We start from the raw sequence: 10,654 nt of genomic DNA on the forward strand, positions 1-10,654 counted from the left end.
CCCAATCCGGACAAGCGATCGAGATCCGCAACGACGCCAGCTTTCAGCCCAAGACATGGTGAGGTGCCCGCCACGCCATCAGTCCTCAGCCCGGCCTCGATCCTAAGTCTGACCCCTCACCGCAGCCCCCACCAGCCGATTCAGGTCATGGATGATGCGGGCGAGGGCGGCGAAGAGGCAGGCGACGAGCACACCACCGACGCCCCACACGATCGGCTCGCGGTAGAGGCTCAGATCAACACCGCCTAGAGACGCCGAGCTGCACCAGCGCAAAGGGGATCAGCGCCAGCCCCAGCACCAAGCGCGTCGCCTGCAGCGCCGTCTTGCGCAACGCCTCCTGCTCGCCGAGCCGAGACAGCGCGGCAAACTTCGGCGCCGCGATGCTATTGACCGCAAACAGCATCAGGCTGATCAAGAGTGCGGTGCGCTGCGCCGCGCATCAGCTCCTTGAGGTCCATATCTGAACAGCGTAGACGGTTGATCAGGGTCGTCATCACAAAGCTGAGGCGACCCAGAGATGAACACAAACGCCCGCTTGGGCTAAACTCCCGCCTCAAGGACCACCCCCGCGCACTCGCTGGAGCCTCAACCCGTGCCCAAGACCGCCCTCATCACAGGCGAAGACGTGCACGCACTCCTTAACCCCACCAATGACTACGTCTTCAAGCGGGTCTTTGCCGAAGCACCCGAGCTGCTGCGCGCGCTGATCAACGACCTGCGCCCCGATCTACCCAACATCACCGCAGTCGAGATCCTCAACCCCAACATCGAGCCCAACGAACTCACCGGAAAATCCATCATCCTCGACGTCCTGGCCCGCGATGCCGACGGCCACTGCTACAACGTCGAGGTCCAAGTCCGCCGTTACGGCGCCTGGCACAAGCCACCGTACAGCCCCACCTTGGCGGCCAGATTGTACAGCGACTTATCCACGGCTGGGCCTGGAATTCAACCACATAGGCCGGGCCTGCGTGGCCCTCGGGCGCGACCAGGCCATCGAGGCGGCGCTCGAGGCTTTTGATGGTCAGAGAGCAGACCCTGTAGGCGCCGTCGAGCTGCAGGCCGCCGGTGAGCACCCGAAAGGCCTCAGGGCCACTGCGCAGAAACAGATAGATCGGGTGATCGGTCTTCATGCCGGGCGGGAAGCCGGCAGTCCAGGCCAGGGAGGGTAACCAGCAGAGTACTTCTCGAGTTCAGTGCAACACCTCGTCGAGGCTGCGGGCGTCGATGGCACGGTCGAACCAGCGCAGGAGGGTGTCGGGATCAGCCTGCGTAATCCGCTCGCGAATAGGCTCGCTTGGCGGACCGAATTTGCGCTCGATGAGATGCAGTAGGCTGGTTGCTCGGCCGTGTTGTTCGCCACGCTGTGCGCCCCGCTGTTCGCCTAAGGCAATGTATCGATCGATAAAGGTTTCCATCAGCGGTTCTCCGGAGAAGGTCTGTTCAAGTAAGGTGCGCACTTGCTGCTCATCCAGGCGCCCGGTGCCTTGGACAAAGTAGCGCAGCAGGGATTCGAGGATCGCCATCGCCGTCTCGTCGCGGCTGACCTTAGCGATCAACTGGAGCAGCTCCAGGAAGCGCTCACTGGGCTGGTCGCTATAGATGTAACGCAGCGCGAGCTGCACCAGTCGCGACAGCACCGCGCCCTTGATCTCTGTGCCGCTCCGGGCTGAAATGTCGTGCAGCGCATAGCCGAACTGGGGCACAAAGGGCCTGAGCGCGTCGGGCAGCGGATCGATGAGGTCGTGAAAGTGCGCGGGCGCACGCCAGTGTTCCTGTCCGTGGTAGAGCACCAGCGGATAAATGGGTGGCAGGGTCTTGGCCTCAGGGTGCTGGTCGCGGTACAGCTCGCCACTAGCGACAACGTAACGCAACAGTTGCAACAGCACCCAATGCTCAAAGAGCAGATAGACCGAGAGCTGGGTGTCGCGATAGGGGATCTGGTAGATCAGGTCGGAGTAGATCTTGCGCAGCGCCTTGGTGACGAAGGTGTCCGGCGAGATGCTCATCCGCTCGAGATCTAGCTCGGGGAGCAATGCGGCGGGCAGGTGATGGCGCAGGAAGTCGCGCGCGATCACCGGACGCGCGAAGTTCTCGCGGAAAAAGCAATCGTGCGGTGTCGGCGTCGTGGTCATGGCGCGAGTATAGCGGTTCGGTGACAGAGCGCATGCCCTCGGGAACCTGCACACCAGAGGGAAGAACATTGTGCAGGATGTCGCCCGCCCAACGGCTGAGCGGGCTTCGCGCCGCTTTCAGTGAACGCGCGAGGGGTCATCGACCATCACACGGCGGAGCGCGCTTGCTTTAGAGCGGGCAACTCGCCGCGTGAGAGGGTGCGGCGGTTGCGACCGACCAGGAAGACCCAGTAATACCAATAACGCCAGAGGCGCAGGGTGCCGCGCCAGTCGATCGCGTGCTGACCCCAACTGCGCGCGCCTAGTGCCAGTTTCAGGGCCGCCAACTGCTCTTCGGTAAAGCTGTCGCTCACCGACGCCGGCATGCGCTCCATCAGGTTTTGCAAGGCAGGGTCATGGCGTAGGGCCTGGAGGGCGACTGGGTCAGGTGTCGTGTTGCGTGTATTCATGGCCGATGACCGCAAGCTGTTGGATTGTACAGCGATTGACGGGGCTAGGTCTGGACCCTGTTGAGAGACCGGCTCCGCCATTCGCGCCATGGGCGTGCCTTCCGCGACGTGCTCCGGCCCGTCTTGCGGGGCTGCGCGAGTCGACCATCGACCTGAAGGCCATCAGCCCTCAGCCCGGCTTCGATCCTCAGGCTGATGCCTGACCGCAGCCACCACCAGCCGATTCAGATCATGAATGATGCGCGCGAGGGCGGCGAAGAGACAGACGACGAGCACGCCACCGACGCCCCACAAGATCGGCTCGCGGTAGAGGCCCGGATCAACTCGGATTCAACACCGCCCAGAGACGCCGAGCTGCCTGGCCAAGAGGTCAGCACCAAGATCAGGCTGAAGACCAGCGAGAGCAGCATCCTCAGGACGAAAAAGATCGATACAACCGGCAATGCATCGCATCAGTGCCAAGCTCGCGCGATCACGACAGTCATCGCGAAGGCTGAGTTCGCGGCGACGATCTTGACCAAGAAGGCCACCGCGCCCGCAAGCATCAGCCCTTGAGATCGTAATCCGCGCCGCTGCTCGCGCGGATCATCGATCCCCTGCAGCTGCTAGAACTAGGTGACCAGTTGTTGCTCAGTGCGGCCGGGCTGCCTCGCTCGAAGCATTGCGCGCAGCTGACACATCATGTTCATTTTCCTGTGATAGGGTTCTCAGCATCGTGCGCACCATCGTGTGTCATTAAGCGTTTGAGACGACTGCCTCAAGGCACGTCAGGCCCCGAAACACGCTAGACAACGAGAGTATTGAAGCGAATGGCCAGTTGTAACGCTCCCTACCGACTTCAGGTGCGCCAGCTCCACCTGCAGCGCGAACGGCATAGCCCTCTCGCGCAGCTCGCCTTCCAAGATTCCACCGCACGCGCCCATTGCCCTTGTCCGAGGCAATGGGTCGGGCAATCATCACGCGTCTGAAATGCCTTAAATCAGAACTCTATAAGGGCGCATCTTCAATCGAGGGACTGCTAACGATGCCAATCCATCCTGTTCTTTCCAGCGCCTTGATCGCCGCCGCCACCTGCATGGTGGCCATTTGGATCCTCCACCCGCTCGCCCCGCGCCTAGGGCTGATCGATCAGCCCGGTGGACGTCGCAAGATTCACCACCACGCCATCCCCCCAATCGGCGGCTTTTGCATCTTTGCCGGTTTGCTCGCCGCCGTAGTCATGCATGGGCTTCCCTCGCCACAAGCCGGCATCGGCCTGCTCGGGGCTGCACTTCTGGTCGTGATCGGTGGCCTCGACGACCGCTTCGATCTTGGCTACCGAGTCCGTTTCCTCGCTCAAATCGCCGCCGCCCTGATACTCGTGCTCGGTGCTGGCATGCAGCTGCACAGCCTCGGTAACATCCTCGGTTACGGACCCGTTGGGCTTGGCCCATTCTCGATACCACTCTCGGTTTTCGCCATCGTTGGCATCATCAACGCGTTCAACCTGATCGATGGGATTGATGGTCTCGCGGGTGGCCTTGCCCTCGTCGCATTAGTCAGCCTGCTCATCGTCGATGGCCCCAGCGCTCCCGCCTGCACCTTCCTCTTGCCGGTCCTGAGCGTCGCGCTGCTGCCCTATCTTGCTTGCAACCTTGGCCTCAAGGGACTGCGCGACAAGAAGATCTTCCTTGGCGACGCCGGTAGCATGCTCATTGGCTACATGATTGTCTGGGCGCTCATCGACGCGACTCAGGCCAATGGCCCACAGAGCCTGCCGCCGGTCGTTGCGCTCTGGCTCGTTGCCCTGCCGTTGATGGACACCTTCAACGTCATGGGGCGGCGCATGCTCAAGTGGCGCTCGCCATTCAAAGCCGACCGAGGCCACCTGCATCACCTGCTCATCCGCGGTAGTGGCAGCCCGCGCATCGCCCTTGTCATCATGCTCATCATGGCGACGGTGTTCGCGGCTACAGCGCTCATCGTCAATCGCTTTGGCTTAGCCGAGCCCGCCTTGTTCTACTTAGCGCTGCTCACGTTTGCCATCTATGTCAGCATCCAAGCCCGCGTACCGCGCCTCTATGCTGCGTTGCATCGCCTTCGTCGCGGTCGCCGACTTGCCGAGGCATTATTGTCCGGATAACATCCGAAAAAGCACGATCACTTAACAGATCGTGCAACCTCGCGCACTCGGTAGTGATTCGGGCATGGAGATGTCAAGCTAATGGCTCAGGCCAAACACCAAGCAATCGCAGATAAACAGCAGATCCTCGATACGCTCAGGCCGAAGTCCGTGCTCCAGCCCATGACTGCCGAAGCAACAGATGTGGTGCCAGAAAGTCAGCTCATCGAAGGCTATGTTGTGATCGTGCGTTTTCCCTTTAGGGTTGGCAGGGAATCGCGCGTCAAGCTCGTCAACGGGCGCCTAGGGCGCACCGAGCGGCCAAAATTTGGCAATGAAGACCCCAACAACGACCTTTACCTCATCGACCGAGGCTCCCTCCTGAATATTTCCAGGGGACATTTTTTCCATCCAGAAGGAGGAGGGCGGCTATCGACTCATTGATCGCGGCAGCCCCTGTGGTACCAGAATTGGCGACACTATTATTGGTGGGGACGACACAGGTGGCTCCCATCCGCTGCGCGATGGCGACCTGATTCGCATAGGCACCAGTGAAACGCCGTACCGCTATCGGTTCATCGTACTCGACACCGATTGAATAGCGGCAGGCTGCAGCATCCGGCTGGCTCGCAATCGTTCGCACACAGACTCCATGGCGCGTGTGTGCGTTCGCTTTTGTCGCCTCGGTCTGCTTCTGCTTGCTACGCGCTCTTGCGGATGCCGCTGACGGGTACTGTGACCTGCACCTGCCGATGCAGCAGCTCAATCAGCAGGATAACGCGCTCTTCGTCGCGCTGCGCGGCGAAGATGGCATCTAGTCCCTGAAACGGGCCTTCGATGAGCTCAACCCGCTCGCCGGGTGCGAAGGCGGGCTTGATCGTGCCTTGCTCGATGCGCTGCCGGATGGCTTCAATCAGATTATCCGGGACTGGCAGCGGATTGGAGCCAAAGGTGACGAGCCGGGAGACACCGCGCGTGGAGCGCAACGGGTACCAGTTGTCTGACCACCGGCTGAGACGAATGAAGAGGTAGTTGGGAAAGAGCGCGGTCTGAACCTCAACACGGCGACCGCGTCGGATTCGTTGTGCCGAAAAACGTGGCAAGAACGTGGAATAGCCTTGTCGAAGCAGATTTTCTTCGGCTCGGTCAGCCTGGTTTGGACGCGATTGGACAAGATACCAGCGCGGACAGTCTGAGTGAGACGCTGAACTCTGCGTGTCGGCTCGTTCGAGAGTTGTGGGGATCTGCTCCGTCATAATCCGTTACACACTCGTGAGGTTGTTACTGCATCCTCGTGGCTGGAGCCACCACATCTGCATTAATGATGCCTCAAGAGCGGCGGACATCGCAACCGCAGTGAAGGCCCTCCTCGCGCAACGTCATCTTCGGCTCCCAACCCAACTGCTCGCACGCCATGTCGTCCCGGCGGACATGACCAACTTCTGCGTCGTCCCGGCCGGGAAGCCGGGACCTAGGCCATGGGTGGTAAGCGGGCGGCTGGCTGCTGAGGCTCAGTGCCCGCGACAGCTCAGTGCCGCCTGCAAGGTTGCTGTCCTTGCGCTGGATTGCGGCTTCCCGGCCGGAACGACAAAGCCGGAGAAAACATGGTCTGTCCCTGAGGTATCCCCACAATTTGTTGACCGCTCGCGGTCACTTGGCAAGCAGGGCATCGTGATCACTCGCGACCCATTGATCTATTGGCCCGATGGCATTGATCAGTTCGTCGAGCGTTGACCGACAGTTCTCCAACGTCAGGAGCAAGCGGGCGAGGAACAGTCGCGAGTAGGCGCGTCGCTTGCCGCTGCCGGGGCGCATGCGCTCGTGCCAACCACCGCGCTCGGCGGCGGTGCCGATCAGCCATAGGGGGATGGCGGACAAGGAGGCGATCAGCACCAGAACGGTGAAGCGCCCGCTGCCGTTGGAGGCGCTGCACTCGAGTCCGACGCCGAAGTGCTGACTTTTCATATCTCTAAAACTCAGCCCAATTTGCTCCTTTGACGATACACCTTCACCAAGCGCTTCGCCGACCACTGGGCAAGGCGCGTTGAGGCCACCAGCAGCCAGGGCTCACGCGCCGCGCGGGCGGCCTGCTGGCCCTTTTTTGAGCGCGAACGGTTGCCGGATGCGGTTTTTGCCTGTCGGCCCCGTCTGGGTTGGCGCACCAGGACAAAGGTGACCTGTAGCGGATTGCTGCGCACCCACGCGCCTATGCCGAGCGCCTTCGGCGTCGTGGCGGCCTCCTTGAACACCTGTTTGCAACTCCTCCAGCGGATCTTCAGCTTGACGAAGTCGCGCCCGCGAACACGCCCGACCCAGCGCCAGCCCAGACGTTCGACCTCACGATAGAACGGCACCTTGAAGTCGGAATCCGCCACCAGGATCGGTGCGGCTGTCGCCGGGATCATCGCCGCCAGGCGGCGCAGGAACCGATGCTGCACCTGCCGATTGCCTAAGCGGCGCTGGGTATGGACTTCCTCATACAAGGTCAGGCTGCGTCCACCCACCGGCACCGAGGCGCGCAACAGGTGCAATGACTGATCCTCCTTCAGATCACTCCAGTCGATCACGATCAGGGGCTCAGCCACGCCGGCGAGCAGCACTCGGCTCAATGCGGTGTAGATCCCATGGCTGTCGCGCTGCAGATGGCGGTTGCCGAGCAGGCGATCCGCACGTTTGATCCGGTGGCGCAGCTCGCTACCACCGCCGAAACGTCGGCCAATCTCGCTCAACGTCAGCCGGGGTCCACTCACCGCCCCAGCCACTGCCTCGAACAGCACGTCCAGGCGCCGTCGGTGTACCGCGCCAAGCAGCGGGCCAACACAGCGGTGTAACCTCGTCCGTGCATGAATGGGGGTCCTCAACAGGTTTGGTCGCCCGTGGTGGACCATCAAACCCGATGCATGTTCAGTGATCGATCAGAAGTGCACCTTACGATTATGTATTGCCTTGCTTTTTAGTGGGGATACCTCAGGGTTTGACCCCCATTTTTTGGGGAGTTGTTAGCCCTAGCTGGGCCACCAAGGCTTCATCCCGCTCTAGCGGATGGAAGCGGCTCAGGTCCACCCCGTTGGTCACCACCTCGATCTTGTCGCCATCGATCCCGCGGCTGATCAGGTTGCGCTTGAAGGACTCGGTCACCGAGACCACTGCGGCGGCCTTATGGCGCGGAGCAGGGCCTGGAGCTTCTCGGGTTGGTCGACGTTGGCGGGGCGATGAAGGGTGATGACGAAGTAGCCGCCTGGATCTAGGTCCAGCTCATCCCAGAATGGCGGCGGGCGCAGGCGGTCCATATTCGCCAGCAGGGTGTCGATCATGGTGTTGCCGACAAAGACGATCCGCTCTTCCTGCACCCCAGCCTTGCGCAGGTTGGCATTGGCAAACTCGCTGGTGGTGAAGAACCAGTTGGTGATGCTATCGGTCACCATCCGGTTGATCTCCTCCGGCATGCTCCAGTCACCCGAGCGGATGCCGCCCTCCACACGCGCCACCGGGTTGCAGAGCTTCTGCGCGGCAATGGCGCAGGCCATGGTCGAGGTCACATCGCCCACCACCAGGCAGAGCTTTGAGGGCGCCTCCAGCAGCAGCGCTTCGTAGCGGGTCATGATGGCTGCCGTCTGCTCGGCCCGGGTGCCAGACCCTACCTCCAGATTCACATCCGGCTGCGGGATGCCGAGTTGCTCAAGAAATGCCCCCGATAGCCGGGGGTCATAGTGCTGGCCGGTGTCGGTGGACCAGGCGGTATCGCAACGGACCACCGGCCGCCTCCCGCGCTTGCAGCGCCTTGATGATCGGCGCCACCTTCATGAAGTTGGGGCGTGCGCCGGCGATGATATCGATCAGCATCGGTCTACCTGCCTCAATACTTAAGAAATCAACGCACTTTCAGAAATACGTCTGGCGAAATGTCAGCCTGCTTCAAGATCGCGCGCAACGTTCCCTCGGGCAGATCACCCGGATGATTGGGGATCGTGGTGTAGCGGCCGGTCGCCGCGTTGAACCAGATTTCGTGGCTACCGACTGCTTGCCGATCAAACGAAAACCCAAGTGTCTTCAAGCGGCGCACGACATCGCGATACCGAAATCCCGAAAGACGGCCCATGAATTCAGCTGCTGATCACCAACGGATAGTCGAATGAGGACTCAACTGGCTGAAGCGTGAGTGGTTGCGACCGCTCAGACTGCGCCTCCAATAGCCGTCGGGCGACATCCTGTGCAATCTGCAAGGTTTCCTGCACCGTTCGCCCCTGTGCAACCAGCCCCTGAACATCGTCAGAGGTTGCCACATAACCGCCCTCATCCAGAGCCTCGACATGCAGCTTGATCAAACGCTCCATAGCTCGTTGACCTCCAATCAGTGATGCTCGCCAGTTGAACCAGATGTTCGCAAACGCAAGCGTTTTAGATCATATTCGGGACGCAAGCCATCGCTGCATGCCTTCCCCCCAGCCACCTCAATCGTCACCCGGCTCACCTCCAGAATCTCTTCCAGCGGGATCGGCGCCGGGCCGCCCTCGCGCGGCGCCTGTACGAAGGCCGCAGCGCAGGCCTTCTGGCCCTCGTCTTGCCGCCAGAGCCGCAGCGGCTTGAACTTGGGCCAGCCATAGCCGCTCAGGCGGCGGAAGTTGTCTAGCTGCAGCACCAGCACCCGGCCGCCGGCGAACACCTCCAAGCGCTCCTTCGGGAAGGCCTTACTGCCGTTGGCGAAGTCGTGCACGGTGCCGATCGAGCCATCGGCAAACCCAAGCTGCAGGCCCAGGGTATCACCGGCGGCAGAGTCCATGGCCAACCGCGCATGGCTCAGGATCCGCGCCCCGACCAGAAATCGCAGCAGATCGATGAAGTGACAGGCCTCGGCGATGACACGCCTACCGCCAACCGCGGGGTCTTGCGTCCAGTGATCTGCCGGGATGGCGCCCGCATTCACCGTCATCACCAATTGTCGAGCTCAGCCAGAGAGGCTGGGTATTTTCGCTCGAGGTTTCGGCGCGCATCTTCCAAGGCACGAGGCTCGTCACTGCTTGCCACAGGCCCAGAATGCTGGAAATTCAGATCAAATATTGCACAGCGGCCTCAGGCCGTCAGACGCTTGGAGAGTCTCTTCCAGCCATATCTGAGCCAGCTGCCGCCTCGATCGCGGACCACCTGCTGCTCGAACGCGTGTTCGATCGTTTTCCTATAGACATCAGACATCGATTCGCTCAACTCAAGGCTGTGATGGGGGAGGCCGGTGCTGGGGTCATGCCCGATCGACCGTTACCGGGCGCCAAACCGGTGCTCGTACTCATCGATGCAGGAGCGAAAGATCGAGCAGAGCCGTTTCCAGAGCGGCGACTGTTCAATGACCTCCTACCCCTGTCGTCCCGGCCGCAATGACAAAACCTCACCGCTGCACAAACTGCGGCAGCTTGGACAGGTTCTTCCACACCAGCGCGCTCAACGCCATCAGCCACCCCGTACCCAGCGGGCTTCCTCGGCCGTGCTGGCGCAGGATCTGATAATCCTCCCAGGACTTTTGGACGACCTCCTACAGGTTGCGGTTGCTCTTGCCACCCAAGCGCATGCGCACCAGCACCTCCGGCACGTACACGACCCTGCGCTGCCCCTGTTCATGCCCATCCGACGGCCCCTCCAGCTGGCCGAGTACCCGCAGCATCAGGTCGTAATCCGCAGCGATGCGGTAGCGGGTATCGAACACCCCCGTCGCGCTGGTAGAGGGCACGGCGCAGGAACAGCGTGGGGTGTGGCGGCATCCAGCCCCAGCCATCAATGACGATGTGCTCGCGCGGAGTATGGGTCTGTGCCGCCACCGAGTCCAGACAGTCGGTGACGGTGTTCACCGCGTTGCGCAGTGTTGTGATCACAGAAATCTTCATGCGAGATCAATACCTCCATCATCCAAAACGCAAAAAACCGAGCGTTGGCTCGGTCTCTGTCTCGATGACAACCTGGATCACAACCTGGATCACAAC

16 protein-coding genes and 3 pseudogenes are annotated in these 10,654 nt (G+C 61.4%); 6 read left to right on the forward strand and 13 right to left on the reverse strand.

All coding sequences use genetic code 11. From position 1 onward, the window contains the following. Positions 1–249 (forward strand): hypothetical protein (locus tag ACY693_RS08060; RefSeq protein WP_462321315.1); only part of this gene is annotated, 249 nt, incomplete at its 5' end. Here ACY693_RS08060 and ACY693_RS08065 read toward each other — a convergent pair. Beyond that, complete coding sequence (locus ACY693_RS08065) at positions 236–403, reverse strand: hypothetical protein (RefSeq protein ID WP_462321316.1); 168 nt, start codon at positions 401–403, stop codon at positions 236–238. The genes ACY693_RS08060 and ACY693_RS08065 overlap by 14 nt on opposite strands. Before the next feature lie 222 nt (positions 404–625). Between ACY693_RS08065 and ACY693_RS08070 the strand changes: the two are divergent. Continuing rightward, positions 626–883 (forward strand): annotated as a pseudogene (locus ACY693_RS08070) (PD-(D/E)XK nuclease family transposase); the annotation flags it as partial. Here the strand turns inward: ACY693_RS08070 and ACY693_RS08075 are convergent. From ACY693_RS08075 to ACY693_RS08085, 3 genes are all read right to left on the reverse strand, one after another. Continuing rightward, complete coding sequence (locus ACY693_RS08075; RefSeq protein WP_462321328.1) at positions 798–1,133, reverse strand: DUF2887 domain-containing protein; 336 nt, start codon at positions 1,131–1,133, stop codon at positions 798–800. The pseudogene ACY693_RS08070 and the gene ACY693_RS08075 overlap by 86 nt on opposite strands. Positions 1,134–1,193: 60 nt before the next feature. Beyond that, the gene (locus tag ACY693_RS08080; RefSeq protein ID WP_462321317.1) at positions 1,194–2,135 is read right to left on the reverse strand and encodes an Rpn family recombination-promoting nuclease/putative transposase; all 942 of its coding nucleotides are present in this window, start codon (positions 2,133–2,135) and stop codon (positions 1,194–1,196) included. Between the two features lie 146 nt (positions 2,136–2,281). Next, positions 2,282–2,584 (reverse strand): hypothetical protein, encoded by a 303-nt coding sequence (locus ACY693_RS08085; RefSeq protein WP_462321318.1) that lies wholly within the window; start codon positions 2,582–2,584, stop codon positions 2,282–2,284. 195 nt (positions 2,585–2,779) lie between these two features. Here ACY693_RS08085 and ACY693_RS08090 point away from each other — a divergent pair, with 195 nt between their 5' ends. From ACY693_RS08090 to ACY693_RS08100, 3 genes are all read left to right on the forward strand, one after another. Further along, positions 2,780–3,139 carry a hypothetical protein gene (locus ACY693_RS08090; RefSeq protein ID WP_462321319.1) on the forward strand — a complete coding sequence of 120 codons (360 nt, stop codon included), beginning with the start codon at positions 2,780–2,782 and terminating at the stop codon, positions 3,137–3,139. Between the two features lie 469 nt (positions 3,140–3,608). After that, on the forward strand, positions 3,609–4,706 hold the full coding sequence (locus tag ACY693_RS08095) for an undecaprenyl-phosphate alpha-N-acetylglucosaminyl 1-phosphate transferase (RefSeq protein WP_462321320.1): 1,098 nt from the start codon (positions 3,609–3,611) through the stop codon (positions 4,704–4,706). A gap of 81 nt (positions 4,707–4,787) precedes the next feature. After that, complete coding sequence (locus ACY693_RS08100; protein WP_462321321.1) at positions 4,788–5,129, forward strand: hypothetical protein; 342 nt, start codon at positions 4,788–4,790, stop codon at positions 5,127–5,129. 257 nt (positions 5,130–5,386) lie between these two features. On the opposite strand, the gene rfaH is transcribed toward ACY693_RS08100, so the two are convergent. The 3 genes from rfaH to ACY693_RS08115 form a co-directional block, all read right to left on the reverse strand. Further along, positions 5,387–5,941, reverse strand: a complete 555-nt coding sequence (gene rfaH / locus ACY693_RS08105) for a transcription/translation regulatory transformer protein RfaH (protein WP_462321322.1) — start codon at positions 5,939–5,941, stop codon at positions 5,387–5,389. Between the two features lie 394 nt (positions 5,942–6,335). After that, positions 6,336–6,650: a hypothetical protein gene (locus tag ACY693_RS08110; protein WP_462321323.1), complete on the reverse strand. Its 315-nt coding sequence runs from the start codon at positions 6,648–6,650 to the stop codon at positions 6,336–6,338. A gap of 11 nt (positions 6,651–6,661) precedes the next feature. Beyond that, entirely contained in the window at positions 6,662–7,405 is a 744-nt protein-coding gene (locus ACY693_RS08115; protein ID WP_462321329.1) for an IS4 family transposase, read from the reverse strand. On the opposite strand from ACY693_RS08115, the gene ACY693_RS08120 reads away from it, so the two are divergent. Continuing rightward, positions 7,310–7,516, forward strand: coding sequence for a hypothetical protein (locus tag ACY693_RS08120; RefSeq protein ID WP_462321330.1), 207 nt, complete (start codon positions 7,310–7,312; stop codon positions 7,514–7,516). The genes ACY693_RS08115 and ACY693_RS08120 overlap by 96 nt on opposite strands. 136 nt (positions 7,517–7,652) lie before the next feature. On the opposite strand, the pseudogene ACY693_RS08125 reads toward ACY693_RS08120, so the two are convergent. The 6 genes and pseudogenes from ACY693_RS08125 to ACY693_RS08150 form a co-directional block, all read right to left on the reverse strand. Further along, positions 7,653–7,838: pseudogene (locus ACY693_RS08125) on the reverse strand (glycosyltransferase family 4 protein); the annotation flags it as partial. A gap of 5 nt (positions 7,839–7,843) precedes the next feature. Continuing rightward, positions 7,844–8,528: pseudogene (locus ACY693_RS08130) on the reverse strand (UDP-N-acetyl glucosamine 2-epimerase); the annotation flags it as partial. A gap of 28 nt (positions 8,529–8,556) precedes the next feature. Beyond that, positions 8,557–8,784: a type II toxin-antitoxin system HicA family toxin gene (locus tag ACY693_RS08135; protein WP_462321324.1), complete on the reverse strand. Its 228-nt coding sequence runs from the start codon at positions 8,782–8,784 to the stop codon at positions 8,557–8,559. Between the two features lie 4 nt (positions 8,785–8,788). Then, the gene (locus ACY693_RS08140; protein ID WP_462321325.1) at positions 8,789–9,019 is read right to left on the reverse strand and encodes a type II toxin-antitoxin system HicB family antitoxin; all 231 of its coding nucleotides are present in this window, start codon (positions 9,017–9,019) and stop codon (positions 8,789–8,791) included. A 17-nt stretch (positions 9,020–9,036) separates the two neighbouring features. After that, positions 9,037–9,615, reverse strand: a complete 579-nt coding sequence (locus ACY693_RS08145; RefSeq protein WP_462321326.1) for a Gfo/Idh/MocA family oxidoreductase — start codon at positions 9,613–9,615, stop codon at positions 9,037–9,039. 594 nt (positions 9,616–10,209) lie between these two features. Continuing rightward, positions 10,210–10,404 carry a hypothetical protein gene (locus ACY693_RS08150; protein WP_462321327.1) on the reverse strand — a complete coding sequence of 65 codons (195 nt, stop codon included), beginning with the start codon at positions 10,402–10,404 and terminating at the stop codon, positions 10,210–10,212. Positions 10,405–10,654 lie beyond the last annotated feature (250 nt).

This window comes from Halochromatium sp. (genome assembly GCF_054919635.1).

What these genes read in the sequence shown, in the direction of transcription:
- ACY693_RS08065 (WP_462321316.1), bottom strand. Translation starts at nt 403, where the DNA reads ATGCTGTTTGCGGTCAATAGCATCGCGGCGCCGAAGTTTGCCGCGCTG.
- ACY693_RS08075 (WP_462321328.1), bottom strand. Translation starts at nt 1,133, where the DNA reads ATGAAGACCGATCACCCGATCTATCTGTTTCTGCGCAGTGGCCCTGAG.
- ACY693_RS08080 (WP_462321317.1), bottom strand. Translation starts at nt 2,135, where the DNA reads ATGACCACGACGCCGACACCGCACGATTGCTTTTTCCGCGAGAACTTC.
- ACY693_RS08085 (WP_462321318.1), bottom strand. Translation starts at nt 2,584, where the DNA reads ATGAATACACGCAACACGACACCTGACCCAGTCGCCCTCCAGGCCCTA.
- ACY693_RS08090 (WP_462321319.1), top strand. Translation starts at nt 2,780, where the DNA reads ATGCCTGACCGCAGCCACCACCAGCCGATTCAGATCATGAATGATGCG.
- ACY693_RS08095 (WP_462321320.1), top strand. Translation starts at nt 3,609, where the DNA reads ATGCCAATCCATCCTGTTCTTTCCAGCGCCTTGATCGCCGCCGCCACC.
- ACY693_RS08100 (WP_462321321.1), top strand. Translation starts at nt 4,788, where the DNA reads ATGGCTCAGGCCAAACACCAAGCAATCGCAGATAAACAGCAGATCCTC.
- rfaH (WP_462321322.1), bottom strand. Translation starts at nt 5,941, where the DNA reads ATGACGGAGCAGATCCCCACAACTCTCGAACGAGCCGACACGCAGAGT.
- ACY693_RS08110 (WP_462321323.1), bottom strand. Translation starts at nt 6,650, where the DNA reads ATGAAAAGTCAGCACTTCGGCGTCGGACTCGAGTGCAGCGCCTCCAAC.
- ACY693_RS08120 (WP_462321330.1), top strand. Translation starts at nt 7,310, where the DNA reads ATGGCTGTCGCGCTGCAGATGGCGGTTGCCGAGCAGGCGATCCGCACG.
- ACY693_RS08135 (WP_462321324.1), bottom strand. Translation starts at nt 8,784, where the DNA reads ATGGGCCGTCTTTCGGGATTTCGGTATCGCGATGTCGTGCGCCGCTTG.
- ACY693_RS08140 (WP_462321325.1), bottom strand. Translation starts at nt 9,019, where the DNA reads ATGGAGCGTTTGATCAAGCTGCATGTCGAGGCTCTGGATGAGGGCGGT.
- ACY693_RS08145 (WP_462321326.1), bottom strand. Translation starts at nt 9,615, where the DNA reads ATGACGGTGAATGCGGGCGCCATCCCGGCAGATCACTGGACGCAAGAC.